The sequence below is a fragment of the Bradyrhizobium sp. R2.2-H genome, from assembly GCF_004346455.1.
Taxonomy (GTDB): Bacteria; Pseudomonadota; Alphaproteobacteria; order Rhizobiales; family Xanthobacteraceae; genus Bradyrhizobium; species Bradyrhizobium diversitatis.
This window is the reverse complement of the sequence record NZ_SMBR01000004.1, coordinates 193,218-209,670: the sequence shown is the minus strand read 5'-3', so window position 1 is coordinate 209,670 and position 16,453 is coordinate 193,218. Positions and strand designations below refer to the sequence as shown.

Here is a 16,453-nt window from a genome sequence, read left to right as displayed (position 1 = left end):
TTTCACGAGCAGCGCTTGTTTGGGGCTGCACGAAGGTTGGTCGTTGTTGGCGCAAAATCAGTTTGCCGATATAATTTCACGAACATCATGAATGACATTCAGCTTAATCGAGTCGACCTGAACCTGCTTCCGGTGTTCGAGGCCGTGCTCGCCGAGGGGAACGTCGCCAGAGCTGCGGCGCGTCTGCATGTGACGCCGTCGGCTGTCAGCCATGGACTTGGCCGGCTCCGGCAGCAGTTCAACGACCCCTTGTTTCTCAAGACGCCGAAAGGCGTCGTTCCCACCGAGCGCGCTCTCCAACTCGCCGATGCCATTGCAGACGTCCTGGCACGTGCACGGCGAGTCGTAGCGACGGCGGAGCCGTTCGATCCGGCTTGCTCGCGGCGCCGCTTCACGGTCGGTGCGCCCGACGCGATCGCCGCCGTCATGATGCCTCGATTGCTGAAGGTCGTTCAGCAAGAGGCGCCCTTCATCGACATGGCACTGCGATACGTGCTGCGCGAACAAGCCTTCGCGGTGCTGGACGCGCGAACAGCCGACATCGCGGTGGTTCCGATCGACGACGTTCCAGCGCGCTATGTGTCCAAGATCGTTTTTGAAGACAGGTTCCAGATCGCCGTCCGTCGCGGCCATGCTTTCGCGGATGAACCGACGTTGCAACGCTTTTGCGAGATGCAGCACGTCATCGTCTCCTCCGCAGGCGATCCCCGCGGCTATGTCGACGATGTCCTTGCCAGCAGAGGGCTGTCCCGCCGCGTCGCCATGACCGTTCCGAGCTTCATGCTCTTGATGGCGGTTGTCGCTGAAACCGACCTGATCGCCGCCCTGCCGAAAGGGCTTCTCGATGTTCACGGTGCCCGCTTTGGCTTGCTCGGCATCGATTCACCGTTGTCGATGCGAAGCTTTCAGCTTCGTGCCATCGTCCCGAAGGTCGCGCTGATGGATGCCGGCATCGAATGGCTGTTCAAGCTGCTGGACAGGCCATCTCCGCAGGCGTCGGTTTGAACGTCGGCTTGCGAACTCCGCGCCTGCTCGGACTCGTCGAAGCTTCGAAGCCGACGGCACGTAGATATTCCGAGCTGCGGAACGGTCTAGGCTCCTGCTCGGCTGCTTTTTATTTCCCGCGCACATCAAACTTTGTGTACCAATGGCGCCCAGAACGCGTCGTAACTACGCTCCGTTCAGATCGTTCGACAAGGGAGAAACACATGCGTGAAGCCGTCATCGTTTCCTATGCGCGCACGGGCCTGGCAAAATCCGGCCGCGGCGGGTTCAACATCACGCCGCCGATGTCGCTCGCGGCCCACGCCATCCAGCACGCGGTCGATCGCGCCGGCGTCGAGAAGGATTATGTCGAGGACTGCTATCTCGGCAATTGCGCCCATGGCGCGCCGAACATCGGCCGCCAGGCCGCGCTGCTCGCCGGCCTACCGAAGACCACCGCCGGCGTCTCGGTGAACCGCTTCTGCTCCTCGGGACTGCAGACCATCGCGATGGCCGCCAACTCGATCCGCTCGGATGGCGCCGACTGCATCGTCGCCGGCGGCGTCGAGAGCATCTCGATCCCTGGCGGCGCCACGCCGAAGGAATCGGTCGACCCGGAACTGCTCAAGGTCGCGCCCGACATCTTCATGGCCATGATCGATACCGCCGACATCGTCGCCGAGCGCTACAAGCTCAGCCGCGAATATCAGGATGAGTTCTCGCTGGAATCGCAGCGCCGCATGGCCTCCGCGCAGCAGGCGGGCAAGTTCAAGGACGAGATCGTCCCGATGAAGACCAAGATGAAGGTCGTCGACAAGCAGACCAAGGCGGAGAGCATCGTCGATTACGTCGTCGATCGCGACGAGTGCAACCGTCCTGACACCACGATGGAAGGATTGGCAAAACTCGAGCCGGTGAAGGGTCCCGGCAAATACGTAACCGCCGGCAATGCCAGCCAGCTCTCCGACGGCGCCGCCGCCGTGGTGCTGATGGAAGCCAAGGACGCGGAGAAGCGCGGCCTGAAGCCGCTCGGCCGCTTCGTTGCCTGGGCGACCGCCGGCTGCGAGCCCGACGAGATGGGCATCGGCCCGGTGTTCGCGATTCCGAAGCTGCTCAAGCGCACGGGCCTCAAGATCGACGACATCGATCTGTGGGAGCTCAACGAAGCCTTCGCCAGCCAGTGCCTGTACTGCCGCGACCAGCTCGGCATCGATCCCGCCAAGTACAACGTCAACGGCGGTTCGATCGCGATCGGCCATCCCTTCGGCATGACCGGCGCCCGCCTCACCGGCCACCTCTTGCAGGAAGGCGCCCGCCGCAAGGCGAAGTGGGGCGTGGTGACGATGTGCATCGGCGGCGGCCAGGGCGGCGCCGGCCTGTTCGAGATCTACAGCTGAGGCCAGGCGACAGGAATGCGAAAGGGCACGGCGCCGCAAGCGCCGTGCCCTTTTTGTTATTCGGTCATCAGGCGGAGACGCGACGTCTGGGCGCCGTCGGCGTCGGCGGACCCAGGCAGCGCGCCACCGTCTCGAACAGCCAGGCGACACCGGCATCCGCCATCGCAGCTTGTGAGGCGACGACACGCACCGGGTCGGGCGTCCACGGAAACGGCACGGGACGCATCACTAGGTCGAAACGCGCGGCATGGCGTTCGACCAGATGGCGCGGCAAGGTCGCAACGAAATCGCTCTCGGCGAGCTGCGCCAGCGCCAACATGAAGTTGGGCACGGTCAGCGCCACGCGCCGGGAATGGCCCCGTCCGGCAAGCCTGACGTCGACGATCCCGAGCGCATCACCGGTCGCCGACACCAGCATGTGCCGTGCTGCCAGATAGGTCGCGAGCGTGACCTTGCGGGCCATGGTGTGGCCCTTGCGCATGGCGACGACGAATTCCTCCTCGAACAGCAACCGTTCGGCGTAACGTGACGGCAGCGGACCGACCGGCAGCACGGCGAGGTCGAGCCGGTGCGAATCAAGCTCGGAGAGCGTGTCCTGCCAGACCTGGCTCGACGCCTTGCCATGACGTTGCGGCATCAGCTGCAGCAGCCGGATGTCGATCCCCGGACCCTCTCGGGCCAGGGTCTCGAGGAGAGACGCGAGAAACACCGCGGCCAGCGCATCCGGTGTGCCGATCGTGAACGATCGCCTCGCCGTTCGCGCGTCAAAGGGCTCGGCGGCCGACACGATCGCATCGAGGCGCGACAGGAGTTCGGCGACGGGACCTGCAAGCGCGAGCGCACGCTCCGTCGGCTTCACGCCGCTCGGCGTCTTCAGGAACAACGGATCGTGGAAGATGCGCCGCAGCCGGGCCAATCCGTGGCTCACCGCCGAGGGCGTGAGCTTGAGCTTGTCCGCCGCGCGCGAAACCTGGCGCTCCTCCAGCACGGTGCTGAACACGACGAGGAGGCTGACGTCGATCCGGGCAAGCTGAGCAGGATTCAGCATGATCCTGAGATCTTATCACTGGCTTCATCACGGTCAAAGCGGCATCCAGCGTCTCGTGCAACCGCATGAACCCTCAACACCGGAGCCCTCGCATGAAGAACGACCAAGATCTGCATCGCGCAGCCGCGCCCTCGGCGGTGTCTAGGCGTCGCGCGCTCGCAGGGATGGCATGCATGCCGCTCGTCGTCGCCGAGGCGGCCACGGCCGACGACGTCATCGCGAAACTGATCGACCATACCCAGCAGGCGAACGCGGCGCTGATGCGCGGCGACGCCGGCACCTACCGGCAGATGGTCTCCCTCACCGACGACTTCGTGCTGATGTCTCCCTTCGGCGGGGTGCCGTCAAAGGCCGCGGAGTACACGCCGGAAAGGTGGGAGCGGATGGGCCGGTTCTTCAGGAACGGCACGCACAGGCAGGAGGTCGTGCAGACCTATGGCTCGCAAGACATGGTCGTCCTGGCGCTGATCGAGCGGGACAGCGTCGAGGTCGGAGGGCTGCCGGCCCAGGAATGGGCCTTGCGCGTGACGCTCGTCTACCGGCGCGTGGGCACCGAGTGGCACCTGGCGCATCGCCATGCCGATCCGCTGGCCAACGGCATCAGCCTGCAGCAGGCGGCAGCGCTGGCGCGCGGCCTGCCCGCAAGCCAGTGAGCCCCTCACGCCCCCGCCAGCACTGGCGCGAACACCACCTCGATCAGCGTGCCGTGGCCGGCGCTCTTGATGTTGAAGCGGGCGCGGTTGGCTTCGACCAGCGCCTTGGTCAGCGACAGGCTCAGCGCCGAGCTGTCCGCGGCATCGCCGGGCGGCGGGGTGCGGAAAGGCTCCATCGCGGCGGCGACCTCGCGCTCGGTGAGGCCGTGGCCGGTGTCGCGGATGCGCAAGGCGATCTCGCCGCGGTCGGTCAGCGCGGTCGAGACGATGACCTGGCCGCCGGCGCTGGCGAGCCGGATCGAGTTCGAGATCAGGTTCATGGTGATCTGCCGCATCGCGCGCGCATCCACGTTCACCTGCGGCAGCGCATGGGCGAGCGAGGTGCGGATGATGATGCGCTCGCGGTTGGCCTGCGGCTGCATCACCGCGACGCAGGCTTCAACGAGGTCGTTGAGGTTGAGATTGTCGAAGGTGAGGTCGAGCTTGCCGGTCTCGATCCGCGACAGCTCCAGCAGGTCGTCGATGATGGCGATGACGCGTTCGCCGGAGGCGCGGATGTCCTTCATGTATTCGCCATAGCGCTCGTTGCCGAGCGCGCCGAAGCGTTCGGAGATCATCACCTCGGCAAAGCCGATGATGGCGTTGAGCGGCGTGCGGATCTCGTGGCTGATCCGCGCCAGCATGTCGGCCTTGGCATTGGCCGCGCCGTCGACGAGGCGGCGGGCCTGCGTCAGCTCGCTCTCGCCCTTCTTGCTCTGCGAGAGGTCGCGGAACACGGCGAAGAAGTTCGGGCCGTCGGGCCGCGTGCGGCCCATGATCATCGCGAGCGGAATGACGCCGCCCTTCTTCTCGCGTCCCAGCACCTCGCGGCCGTGGTCGAGCAGGCTCGCAATGTCCTGGCTCTTCAGGCTTTCGAGATAATCGGCGACGATCTGCTGGCTCTCCGGCGCGAACAGCGTCGAGAGATTCTGCTCGAGCAGCGCTTCGCCGTCATAACCGAACAGCGCCTCGGCGCTGCGGTTGCAGGCGTGGATGTTGCCTTCGGCATCGAACATGACGATGCCCTCGGCCGTGGTGTCGAGGATGGCGGCGAGATCCTCGGCCTCGGCTTCGCCGGCCGCGGACTCGGGTTCGTAGGTGTAGGACGCTGCGACGACGGACTCGGTGACGACGGATTCGGCAATCACGGCGTCTGCGATGACAGGCGCCGCGGCGACCGGTGTCGCCTGCGGCAGCGCGCAGATCAGCGCGTGCGCGCTCTCGCCGTCCCAGTCGATCGTGTGCAGATGCGCGTCGGTCGTCGCAAGCGGAGCTTCGCCGTTCGCGACCGTCGCGCTGATCGTGACGGGTGTGCCGCCTTGCGAGGTGCTGCTCGCCGACGACACGCCGGGCTCGACATAGAGCGCATCGAGCCCGCCGGCATTCTCCAGCGCGCCGAGGCTGGCATAGCCCATGCGCGCGAGGAAGGCGGGATTGGCGTAGAGCAGGCGGTCGAGCCGGTAGATCAGGATTCCCGTCGGCAACAGATCGAGCAGCGTGCGGTCGCGCGCGCTGATGCCGCGCGCCGGGGCTGCGGGCTCGCTCAGCCATCCGGCCGCGGTGTGCGGCACCTCGGGCTCCGGCGCCGATGGTTCGGCCGCGATCTCTGCCGCCGGCTCCGCCGCATCGGCCGCGATCGTCTCGCGATCGCGTTCGAGCCGCTCGGACAATTGCCGCGCGAGCTCGTTGAATGCGCTGTTCTCGACCGGCGTCAGCGTCGGCGGTCGTGCGTCGCCGGCCGGTCGGAACGGCACGACATTGGGAGGCGTTTCCACGGGCGTTTCCAGATCGGTTGAGTGTGAATTCGCGCCGGCTGTGGCGGCTGCCGGTTCAGGCTCGGGTGTCGCCTCAGGCTCGGGCGGCTCGATCGGCGGAGGCGCTGCCGTTGCTTCCGGCTCGGCTGCGGGCTCTGCTTCGAGCTTGGCTTCGGGCTCGACTTCGGGCTCGGCCTCCGGCTCCGGGGCGGGCTCGGCGGCGTCAGCGGCGATGTCCTGCTGCGCCGGCGGCGCGGTGAACAGCTCGAAGCGGCGCAGCGCCTCGAGCCGGTTGAGGCCGTCGAGATCGCGGCAGACGCCGAATCCCCTGAAGCCGGCAAAGTTACGCTCGTGGTCGTAGACCGGCAGGCCCGCGAGCTCGACCGGAAGACGCTCGCCGCCGTCGGCCGGCCAGTTCACGGTGATGCCGGCCCAGGTGTCGTGGCTCGCAAGCGCCTGCGCGACGCGCCCGTCCGGGTCGAGCGAGAATGTTTCGGCGATCTCGCGCCAGGGGCGGCCGAAGCCGGCGGCCGTGTGCGCGCCGATCAGGCCGATGAACTCATCGGAGAGAAGCACAAAGCGGCCCTCTGCATCCATCTGCCAGAGGAAGCGCAGCGGATGCTGACGCGGTGCGGGCGGCTCCTGCTGGCCCGAGGACTCCGACTCCGGCTCGACCATGCCTCGAGTGATCGGCACAACCTGCGGCGACACAATGGCCTCTGCCGGGTTTTCAACCGGAGTCTTAACCGGAGTCTTGTGCGTGGCTTCGGGCGCGGCGGGGACGATCGGCTCTTCAATGGCCTCGACGGGTCCGACGTCCGGTGTCGCCTCGCAGCCGGGCTGCCCGGGCGTGTGTGCAGTCTCGGCTGGCGCAGCTGTTTCGCCCGGTTCGGTGAAGGCATCGAACAGTGCGAACGCGGACGGCGCCGCGTTCGACGGCGCAGGCTCCTCCGGCCCTGTGGCCGCAGGCTCGACCGGAGGGACTTGGGGCGCGGGCGGAGCCGGCTGGTCGCGTGCGATATTGGGCGCCACCTCCGGCGCGGCCTCGCGCGCCGCCTCTGTCCGGGCGGCAGGCTCGATCAGCGCGACCAGGCCGACATCGGCCCCCGTGCCGACCCGTTGCAGCACCATCTGGCCGATGCCGATCGGCGTCGCGGCGCGGCCGGTCGCCAGCGCATCGCCGCGTGCCTGGTCGAGGCCGGCCTCGAAGAGATCGCGGAAGCCGAGCAGGGAGCGGGCGGCCTCGCTGGCGCCGACGAACAATCCGTCCGGCGCGAACGCGGCCATCGGCACCTTGGCGCCCGCGACCAGGCGAGACAGCCGCTCGACCAGCGGCATCGGGCGCGACGTGGGATCCATGGCGGTGACCAGCACCGCATGGCCGCCATCGGCAAAGTCGAGCCGCGCGCAGGCGCAGGTCATCAGCGTGCCGAGCCGGGCCCCGAAGCCGCGCAGCCGTTCGAGCCGCACGGTGCCGTTCGCCGGCAATTGGCCCGCGAGCCGGGCGACCTGGCGGCGATGGCTGTCCGCCGGGCCGAACACCTTGTCGGCGAGGCCGGCGCTGGTCGCCGCGCCGAACAGGTTTGCGCCGACCGGATTGGCCCACAGCACGCGCGAGCCGTCGACCGACCACAGCCAGGTGGCCAGCGGCGAGGTCGCATGCACGGCCAGCCGCGGATCGCCCACACCTCGCAACTGGAAATCCGAACGCTTCATGAGGCCGGCTGTCGTTCACGCATCAGGTGGCGGCTGCCGGAATGGCAGCCTTAAGAAAGAGTTATCGCCCGAGAGGCGCGGGCAGGTCCACGGCCGCAAGCCCGGAAGGGCGCCCCAAGCGGCGATAACCTTAATGGTGCCAACCCCGCAAGCCGCAGCGCCGTTGCATCCAAGGGATTCGCGGGTGGGTGCGGTTCAAAGCCCGTGCCGCACAAAAAGTGCCCATCCTCCCCTGAAGGGGTCCGGGACGAGCGTAGCTCGCCCGTAGATCGGTCCGCATGGAGCGAAGCGAAATGCGAACCGAGGTGGGGCGATCTCTCCACGCAGGCGGTGCCCGAGTGGAAAGATCACCCCACCCCGCTCGCGCTGCGCGCGATCGACCCTCCCCCTCCAGGGGAGGATAAGAAAGTCGCCGCGGCGCCCCGCACCCAATTACCTCAACCCCCGGTTCCCCCGGCCGGGAACCTCACCCTTACCTAGATTAAATTTCGCAGCGCACCCGTCTGCCGCGTTGCGATGCACAATGTTGACATGATAGGCACATATGGTGCTGGGCGCTGGGCGAGCCATCTCATTCGTTTCGCGTTTCCAGACTTCGTACCCGCTGAATGCGAGGGCCCGCGATCGGGGCCGGCGGGCGCGCCAGAAGGCTCACTCGATTTTTTCATTAGCGTGAGGGACAACCATGACAGGTGCGACTGATCCGTTTTCTGCCTCGATCATCCCGTTCGAGGTTCCCGAGCAGATGCGTGCGTTCGCCGAAAAGGGCGCTGCGCAGGCCCGCGAGAACTACGCCAAGTTCAAGGACGCCGCCGAGACCCACAACGGCACCGTCGAGGCCGTGTTCACTTGCGCCTCCAAGGGCGCGAGCGAATACACCGCCAAGTTGGTCGAGTTCATGAAGGCCAACACCAGCGCCCAGCTCGACTTCGCCCAGCAGCTGTTCGGCCTGAAGTCGCCGGCCGAAGCCTTGGAGCTGTGGACCGGCCACACCCGCAAGCAGTTCGAGACCTTCCAGGCCCAGGCCAAGGAGCTGGCCGAGCTCAGCCAGCGCGTCGCCGCCGAGACCGCCGAGCCGATCAAGGCGAGTGCCTCGAAGTACTATCCGTCCGCCGCCTGAGCGGTGAGGCCGGTTCGAGCTGAAGGAAACCCGGGCCAGGTGCCCGGGTTTTTTCTTCGCCTCTCCCGCGCGCGCATGTGGGAATCGAGGGCGGTCGTCATGCCCGGGCTTGTCCCGGGCATCCACGTTCTTGGGTAGCTCGGGCAAAGGCGTGGATGGCCGGGACAAGCCCGGCCATGACGCTGTGGAAGCTTAAGCGCCCGGACCGCCGGCGTCATATGCGGTGGCCTGCCGCAATCGGAAGAAGGGAGCGCAACACCTCGATGCCCGCCATCAAGCCCGAACTCCGCGCACTGACGGTGAATTCCGCAGGTTTTTCGCCCCTCTGCGGCCTTGCCAAACCGGGCCGTTGCACCTAGTTTCCGCCCGGTCCAGCCCCCTCGGCACCGGCCCTTTTTTGAGGGCGTCCCAAGGCGCGGCTCGCCAGGATGCAGTTGTAGCTCAGTTGGTTAGAGCGCCTGTCTGTGGAACAGGAGGTCGGTGGTTCGAGCCCACCCAACTGTACCAGCGGGACTAACCAGTTAAGGGTGCTCCGGCGTGGTGACACAACTCGATGCAGACGAGATATTCTAGATCCAGTTGCCACTTGTTTCCGCGGAAATGAAGGATGCCATCCTTCTCAGATCCATGGACTCCTGTTTCACCGCGGCACGCTCTGGCTAAATCTCACCCGCCTCCGAGCATCCCCAATTTCGCTGATTACGGCTTACAGATCTCGGGAACCAAATGGGATCACATCCCTGGTTTTCGTCATGCCGGAAGCTGATCTTTTCCCGAATCCACCTCAAGAGTGTCGGCGACAAACTGCCCAGCTAGAATGCCGCTCGGCGAACTATGACACCTTGAGGAGTGGAACGGCGGCCGTCCACCAGATCGAGGACTAAACCTCGATCACGAATACCCTTGAACCTTGGACAACGACTTTGAACATTCGTCTGTCTGCCTCGATTTGGAAAAAATGAATTGTGGCGTCCTGAACATGGTCCAATGGCGGCTCGACTGTTGACAGCTGACTACGATCGGCTTGCCATTCTTCGGGAGGGTCATTGAGCCGGTTTAGAATGGAGTCGGTCTTGTATCCGACAAGACGTACGTAGTCGGGCAACTTGTCTACTGGCGAGCTCATTACGGGTGCAACACGTTCTTGTTGCTCTTGGGTACCCTGAGTCTGAAGGAGAGCTACAAAATCTGTTGCCTCTATCTTCACAAAAACGGGCGAGGCTCTCTCCGAGAAAGTCTCGTCGCTTATAACGGACGTCCCAGCAAGCTCTATGTTGATCGATTCTTCAAAAACCTAATTCTCGTCAATAGGGCTCTGCGATGTCCTCGCGGAGCGGATTACGCTGACAGTGCACTAATCTGCACGGCGCGCCATCTGAAGCGCTGGTCAGGCCCTATTTTGTGCACTGTCAACGTAATTAGCTTTGTGCGCGGTCACCGTAGCTCCTCGGTTCGCAATGCGCTATCGGTAGCGGGCCACGGACGTTCCTGGACAAGCAAGCTAGGCGAAAAACATCGTGAGTTTCTTCGAGCGTCTCAAGACAGAAGCATCCGTTGAGTGGCGGGCTTATACCGAGCATCCCTTCACGAACGGATTGGCAGACGGCTCGCTCCCCGAAGCGGCGTTTCGTCACTATCTCGTTCAGGACTATTTGTTCCTGATCGAGTTTGCGCGCGCCTACGCGCTCGCGGTCTACAAGTCGCCCAGACTTGCCGACATGCGTGAAGCCGCGGCCGGCCTTTCGGCCATCCTCGATGTCGAGATGAATCTGCATGTGAAGCTCTGTGCCGAATGGGGTCTGTCCCCGAGCGACCTTGAACAAGCCCCTCCGGCGGCCGAGATGCTGGCCTATACGCGCTACGTGTTAGATGCGGGAATGCGCGGCGATCTGCTGGCGCTCAAGGTGGCGCTCGCGCCTTGCGTGATCGGGTACGCGGAGATCGCAACGCGGCTCGCTTCGCGCCCCGATGCTGACACCGCGAGGAACGCCTATCGCGTCTGGATCGCCGAGTACGCCGGCGCGCCGTACCAGGAGGTCGCTGCCAAGGCTCTAGTGCATATGGAGCAGCTCGCCGATCTCTACGCCACGCCGGCCCGCGAGGCCGAGCTGATTGCGATCTTCAAGGAAGCCACCCGCCTCGAGGCAGACTTCTGGGAGATGGCCTGGCGCGCGGGCCAACGTGTTGAATAGCGGGGTCGGCAATCGTCAGGCGCCCCTACTTCCGCCCGCCACCATCAACACCACCACCGCAATAAGTCTCCATGCGCTCTCCTGAACGTTTATATCCAAGCCGCGTGAGCGAATTGTGGGCCTGCGTTCGGCTGGACAAATTCGCCATTTGGAGTAGCCTTTTCGGACACAGCAACATGTTAGCGGAGGTTCTCCGTGGAACATCGCGGCGTAAGCTTCTCGATCGTTGAAATGAGCTACCCGGCTGGTTGGAAGTGGACTGTCGGAAAGGGCCGAACAGTGTCGGTCGGTGTCTGTGCGACGAGGCTCGACGCGATCCGCCAGGCTCAGACCTTCATCGACGCGATCATGGACTGGGCTGCCTAGGCTAAAGTCAAAATGCTCGCCTTCGATTGGTCATGCCGAGCACCGTAAACCCAGCAGCTGAGCTTCTGTCGGCGCGAGATTACCGCGACAGTGCACTGAACTTTACGAAGTCGTCCTCACGAAATCATCATCTTGACCTGCGCCGTATCCGCAAACTCGATCAGCTCGACGATCTTGCCGTCCTGAAGCCTGAACAGGTCCAGGATCTCGGTGCTGGAAACCTGGCCGGTCGGACGATATCGAACGTCGACGCGGGAATGGATGGCGACTCTATCTCCGTCAACCAGCTCAGCCAGGATCTCGCGGCCTTCGAAACCGAAGTCTTCGATCAATTTGCTGAAGGCCCCACGCAGGCTTGGGTGTCCCTCCACGCTTCCTGTCAATTCGAGTGCGGTCTTGTCGCCCATCAAGGCGAACAGACCCTTGGGATGAAAAGCGGCGACCAGACTCTCGGCGTCATCGTTGTCGCGTGCGGCATAGGCGCGCCGGACCAGTGCGAGCATCTCTTCGCGTTGTGCCATGCTACCCTCCCTGAACGTATCAGGAGAGACTAGCGACCTTTGCGTGCAAAGGCAAAATCATCTGGAGGTGGCACGGGCCCCGGCGCGGCGGAGCAGATGGCGCGTTTTCGTTCCCCGCTTTGGACAGAAAATGGCGAGTTTTACCGGCGAACCTTTTCGGGCCCCCGGCTGTTTGTAGCAGCGGCAGGACGGACAACGCTGAGGAGCTGAGCTATGAACGGTATCATCTATATCATCGGGCTGGTTGTCGTGATTGGTGCGGTGCTCTCGTTCCTGGGTCTGCGCTGATCGAGGCAATGATATCCGAGGCCGCGCGGCATCGCCCGCGCCTTGGTCGCGTTACTTCGTAACGATCAGCGCTGTTACCTTCGCGCGGCGTGCCCAGCGCCTCGCCCTTCGAGATGACCGCGGAGCCTGTCATCGGGCCGCGCTTCGCGGACCCGGTGGCGGCCTCCTCAGGGTGAGGCTAAGCGGCAGTGCGCCCGCGAAATTGCCGCCGCGCACTCCGCCCTCATCCTGAGTCGCCAGCGCCGAAAGCGGACGCTGCACATGGAAAGGGCCCGTGCGAGCGGGCGTCTCGAAGGATGCGCCGCAAGGGACTCAACCTCCTATTAGCCTTACGCCCCCAACTCAATAATCCTCCGCGCCATGCGCACATTGGCATAGTCGATCATCTTGCCGTCCAGCGTCACCGCGCCCTGTCCCTGCGCCTCGGCTTGCTCCATCGCCTCGACGACCCGCCTTGCCTGTACCAGCTCCTCGGCCGACGGCGTGAAGGCGCGCAGCGTCGGCTCGATCTGGTCGGGATGGATCACCTGCTTGCCGTCAAAGCCCATCGCGGCGGCCTTCTGCGCGCTGGCCTCAGTCAGCCTGCCATCGCGGAAGGCGCCGCAGGGGCCGTCGATGGCGCGCAGGCCGAAGGCGCGCGCGGCGACCAAAAGGCGCATCATGGGATAGGCGAACAGGTCGAGCGGGGCGGAGGCGTAGCCGCTTTGCGCCGATCCGACATGGCGATAGCCGTCCGGCGAGATTCCGATGTCGGAGGTGCGGGCGCCGAGCGAGGCCGCGAAGTCGCCGACGCCGAGATGAAGCGCGGCCACGCTTGTATGTGCGGCGGCGAGCGCGTCGACATTGACGAGGCCGAGCGCGGTCTCGATCAGCAGTTCGAGCGCGACTGGTTCGGCGCGATCCGGCGCGGCCGCACGGAGCTGGTCGGCGATGGCGGCGATGTCGCTCACGCGCTCCGCCTTCGGCACGATCACCGCATCCAGCCGGGGCAGAGCCGCCAGCGTGCGGATCTCCTCTGCGATGAACGGGCTGTCGACGGCGTTGAGCCTGACCGCGACGCGCTTGTTGCCCCAGTCGAGCGAGGACAGCGCGCCGGCGGCTTCCCCCAGCGCAAGACCCTTCTCGGATGGCGGCACGGCGTCTTCGAGATCCATGAACACGGCATCCGCGCCTGACGCCGCCGCCTTGGCGACGAGGCGGGCGCGATGCGCGGGAACAGCCAGATAGGCCCGGCTCGGGCGCTGCAAAGCCATCGTCACGTCTCCCTGGCCAGGCCGAGTTCGGCGAGGATGGCCTCGTTGTGCTCGCCGACATCGGGCACCGGATCCATCCGCGGCGTCACGCCGGGAAGGGTGAGCGCCGGCAGGAAGCTCATCACCGGGCCGCTCGGCGATCCCACGCTCTGCACGCGCCCGCGCGCGTGAAGCTGCTCGTGCTTCAGGAAGGCCTCGACCGAGTTCAGATGCGCATTGGCGATCGCGGCTTCGTCCAGCAGCCGCAGCACCTCTTCGCTAGTCATGGATGCAAAGCGTTGCTCGATATGCGCCTGCAGATCGTCGCGGTTCTGCATGCGCAGCGGATTGGTGCGGAACTTCGGATGGTCGGCAAAGCCGACATCGCCGAGGACGATGCGGCACAGCGACCGCCATTCCCGGTCGTTCTGGATGCCGAAGAAGACGGTCGTTCCGTCGCCGACGCGAAACGGGCCGTAAGGCGCGATCGTCGCATGTTTCGCGCCGGTGCGCGGCAGCGGTCGGCCCGTGCTCTCGGTGTAGAACGCGGGATAGCTCATCCAGTCCGTGATGGAATCGAACAGCGAGGCCTGGAAGGCCGTGCCCTTGCCGGTCCGCTCGCGGGCGTACAGCGCCATCAGCACGCCGTTGAGGATGTACATGCCGGTGGCGATATCGACCACCGATAACCCGACCTTGGCGGGCTCCGCCTCGGTGCCGTTGACCGCAAGCACGCCTGCCTCGCACTGCACCAGGAGATCATAGGCCTTCTTGTCGCTGTAGGGGCCGCCGGTGCCATAGCCCGAAACGTCGCAGGCGATGAGGCGCGGAAATTTTCGCACGAGCGATGCGGCATCGAGGCCGATCCGCTCTGCCGCGCCGGGCGCGAGGTTCTGGATGAACACATCCGCCTTCGGCAGCAGGGCGTCGAGCACCTCGCGCCCCTCGGCGCTCTTGATGTCGATGGCAAGGCTCTCCTTGGAGCGATTGGTCCAGACGAACTGGCTCGACATGCCGTTCATGACATGATCGTAGTCCCGGCAGAAATCGCCGCTTCCGGGCCGCTCGATCTTGATGACGCGCGCGCCCCAGTCCGCCAGGTGCCGGCTGGCCAGCGGCGCGGCGATGGCCTGCTCGAGCGAGACCACCGTCACCCCCGCGAGCGGAAGTTCCGCCTCATTCCCATCCATGCGATCGCCTCCACTCCCGCCAACGCTTTCGACCGGCGCAGGAGACAGGCCGACCACCCCACGCGCATCCTTTTTTGATGATGCCATCATGCCCCTGTTTTGCCCGACAAGTCAAATTCGACTTCGTGAAATCCTAAGAACGGAAATGCCGAGGGATTGCCGTCACTTGGCTACTGTGCATGGGGTTGTTTTCGCAGTTTTGTGTTTGGCGGGCTCGGAAACTGGTCGAGGTGACCCACGCTCTCTTTCCGGCGCACGACTGTCATCCTCCGCGAAAGCGGGGGATCCAGTACGCCGCGGCGTCTCGTGGAACATTCGGTGTCTCTGGAATACTGGATCCCCGCCTTCGCGGGGATGACGCCGATGGGCGGAAACGACTCCGCATCACACGGAGTCCTTGCCCTCTCTGGTGCCAGAGCCCGGCCCCTGTTGCCGAGACCGCACACGTCGCGGCTTTCGCATCTGCCCTCGTTGCCAACGCACCGCCGTTCACCCACTATTCCCAAGGACTCATCACGTGGGGACATCGATGCCGGCATTTCGCTTCAAGAAATCATTGGCCGCTGCAAGCCTCTCGCTTGCCCTGGCCGTCCTGGCCCTGCCGCGCCCCGGCTTCGCCTACACCCAGGAGGAGCAGCAGGCCTGCTCGCCGGATGCGATGCGGCTGTGCAGCGAGTTCGTTCCGAACGTCGATGCCATCACCGCCTGCATGATCAAGAAGAAGTCGCAGCTCTCGCCGCAATGCCGGGTGTTTTTCCGCTCCGGTCCCGAGCCGGGCGAGGCCCGCGCCGGCAAGCCGACCAACATCGCGCCCAAGAAGAAGCCGGCGCCGAAGGTGGCCAGAAAAAAATCCAGCGAAGGCTGAGCGCGGACGCCGGCTTCGCGACAGCCACTGGACTCCTTTTGTTCACGCGAGGCCGCGCGAGGCCTGCGGCCATGTCAGTCCCTGGCGGCGGAGAAGAGTCGCCCGCAGGTTTGCGCGGCAAGGTTGCGTTGCCCCGCTTGTTGCTCAAAAAACGCACAAATGCCCGCGCAAGCGGTGTTTCGGCTGGGTCCGCGTCTCCGTCCGGAGATGCAGTGTGACTCAAAAGCCAACACGCCTTGTTATTTCGTGGCCGTAACGCAACCCCTGATAAATTTTTCTTTCCCGAATCAGCGCGCTGATTCATTTTCGCGGCCTGGGGTCAATCTGGAGGCCGAAGGTATGAACGTTATTGTTTTTGCATCGCGTAAGGGCGGCTCGGGCAAGAGTACCCTGGCTGCACATCTCGCCGCGCAGATCAAGGCGAGCAAGCAGGTCATGCTCGTGGATGCGGATCCGCAGGGCTCGCTCACGCTGTGGCACAAGCTGCGTGGCACCAACGAGCCGCCGATCAAGGCTGCCGTGAACTCCGTCAGCGGCATCGTCTCCGCCGCCAAGCGCGACGGCTATGAATGGGTCTTGATCGACACGCCGCCGAACCTGTCGGCCGTCGTCGACGACGCGATCAAGAACGCCACCATGGTGGTGATCCCCGCCCGTCCCGGCGTGTTCGACGTCAACGCGGTGCAGGAGACCATCCAGATGTGCCGCGCCGCGCGCAAGCCCTATGCGGTCGTGCTCAACGGTGCGCCGGCCAAGCGCGACGAATCCGAAAGCCCCATCGTCACCATCGCCCGCGAAGCGCTGGCCAAATTCCGTGCTCCGGTGTGGGGCGGCCAGATCACCAATCGTTCGGACCTGCTGATGGCGCTGAGCCACGGCGAGGGTGCGCGCGAGTATCAGGCCGAGAGCCGTGCAGCCCAGGAGATTGCAAGGCTGTGGGCGGCGATCGAGCGTTCGGTCAAGGCTATTCGCGGCACGGCGTCGGCTTCCGGCGCAATGCACAAGCAGGCAGCTTAATTTTCATTGTTCATTCCCCGGACGACAAACGCGCGGACAAGCCGCGCGTTTTGCGTTTCTGCACCGGTGAA

The 16,453-nt window shown here is 65.0% G+C and carries 13 protein-coding genes and 1 tRNA gene; 9 read left to right on the top strand and 5 right to left on the bottom strand.

The genetic code is table 11. From position 1 onward, the window contains the following. Positions 1–15: 15 nt before the first annotated feature. A complete protein-coding gene (locus EDE08_RS11910) occupies positions 16–1,005 on the top strand; it encodes a LysR family transcriptional regulator (protein ID WP_349627648.1) in 990 nt (329 codons plus the stop codon). Between the two features lie 203 nt (positions 1,006–1,208). Next, positions 1,209–2,381, top strand: a complete 1,173-nt coding sequence (locus tag EDE08_RS11905; protein WP_131869245.1) for a thiolase family protein — start codon at positions 1,209–1,211, stop codon at positions 2,379–2,381. Between the two features lie 67 nt (positions 2,382–2,448). Here the strand turns inward: EDE08_RS11905 and EDE08_RS11900 are convergent, their stop codons facing one another. After that, complete coding sequence (locus EDE08_RS11900; protein WP_131869246.1) at positions 2,449–3,429, bottom strand: LysR family transcriptional regulator; 981 nt, start codon at positions 3,427–3,429, stop codon at positions 2,449–2,451. A gap of 173 nt (positions 3,430–3,602) precedes the next feature. Between EDE08_RS11900 and EDE08_RS11895 the strand changes: the two genes are divergently transcribed. Beyond that, positions 3,603–4,082, top strand: a complete 480-nt coding sequence (locus tag EDE08_RS11895; RefSeq protein ID WP_245524775.1) for a YybH family protein — start codon at positions 3,603–3,605, stop codon at positions 4,080–4,082. A gap of 5 nt (positions 4,083–4,087) precedes the next feature. Here EDE08_RS11895 and EDE08_RS11890 read toward each other — a convergent pair whose 3' ends face one another. Further along, positions 4,088–7,591 carry a PAS domain-containing sensor histidine kinase gene (locus tag EDE08_RS11890; RefSeq protein ID WP_131869247.1) on the bottom strand — a complete coding sequence of 1,168 codons (3,504 nt, stop codon included), beginning with the start codon at positions 7,589–7,591 and terminating at the stop codon, positions 4,088–4,090. A 685-nt stretch (positions 7,592–8,276) separates the two neighbouring features. Here EDE08_RS11890 and EDE08_RS11885 point away from each other — a divergent pair. The 4 genes from EDE08_RS11885 (at position 8,277) to EDE08_RS39380 (ending at position 11,269) form a co-directional block, all read left to right on the top strand. Then, entirely contained in the window at positions 8,277–8,711 is a 435-nt protein-coding gene (locus EDE08_RS11885) for a phasin (RefSeq protein WP_131869248.1), read from the top strand. Positions 8,712–9,141: 430 nt separating this feature from the next. Continuing rightward, positions 9,142–9,218: transfer RNA gene (locus EDE08_RS11875), tRNA-His, on the top strand. Between the two features lie 1,010 nt (positions 9,219–10,228). Beyond that, on the top strand, positions 10,229–10,903 hold the full coding sequence (tenA, locus tag EDE08_RS11870; RefSeq protein WP_131869250.1) for a thiaminase II: 675 nt from the start codon (positions 10,229–10,231) through the stop codon (positions 10,901–10,903). A 231-nt stretch (positions 10,904–11,134) separates the two neighbouring features. Then, complete coding sequence (locus EDE08_RS39380; protein WP_256456200.1) at positions 11,135–11,269, top strand: hypothetical protein; 135 nt, start codon at positions 11,135–11,137, stop codon at positions 11,267–11,269. 116 nt (positions 11,270–11,385) lie between these two features. Here EDE08_RS39380 and EDE08_RS11865 read toward each other — a convergent pair whose 3' ends face one another. The 3 genes from EDE08_RS11865 to EDE08_RS11855 all read right to left on the bottom strand — a co-directional run bounded on the left by EDE08_RS11865 (position 11,386) and on the right by EDE08_RS11855 (position 14,500). Continuing rightward, positions 11,386–11,790, bottom strand: a complete 405-nt coding sequence (locus tag EDE08_RS11865) for a nuclear transport factor 2 family protein (protein WP_131869251.1) — start codon at positions 11,788–11,790, stop codon at positions 11,386–11,388. A 617-nt stretch (positions 11,791–12,407) separates the two neighbouring features. Continuing rightward, the gene (locus EDE08_RS11860) at positions 12,408–13,331 is read right to left on the bottom strand and encodes an HpcH/HpaI aldolase/citrate lyase family protein (protein ID WP_131869252.1); all 924 of its coding nucleotides are present in this window, start codon (positions 13,329–13,331) and stop codon (positions 12,408–12,410) included. Between the two features lie 2 nt (positions 13,332–13,333). Then, on the bottom strand, positions 13,334–14,500 hold the full coding sequence (locus tag EDE08_RS11855; RefSeq protein ID WP_131869253.1) for a CaiB/BaiF CoA transferase family protein: 1,167 nt from the start codon (positions 14,498–14,500) through the stop codon (positions 13,334–13,336). 529 nt (positions 14,501–15,029) lie between these two features. On the opposite strand from EDE08_RS11855, the gene EDE08_RS11850 reads away from it, so the two are divergent. Continuing rightward, entirely contained in the window at positions 15,030–15,365 is a 336-nt protein-coding gene (locus tag EDE08_RS11850) for a hypothetical protein (RefSeq protein WP_131869254.1), read from the top strand. 339 nt (positions 15,366–15,704) lie between these two features. Beyond that, positions 15,705–16,382: an AAA family ATPase gene (locus tag EDE08_RS11845; RefSeq protein ID WP_061880428.1), complete on the top strand. Its 678-nt coding sequence runs from the start codon at positions 15,705–15,707 to the stop codon at positions 16,380–16,382. The last annotated feature ends 71 nt before the right edge of the window (positions 16,383–16,453 follow it).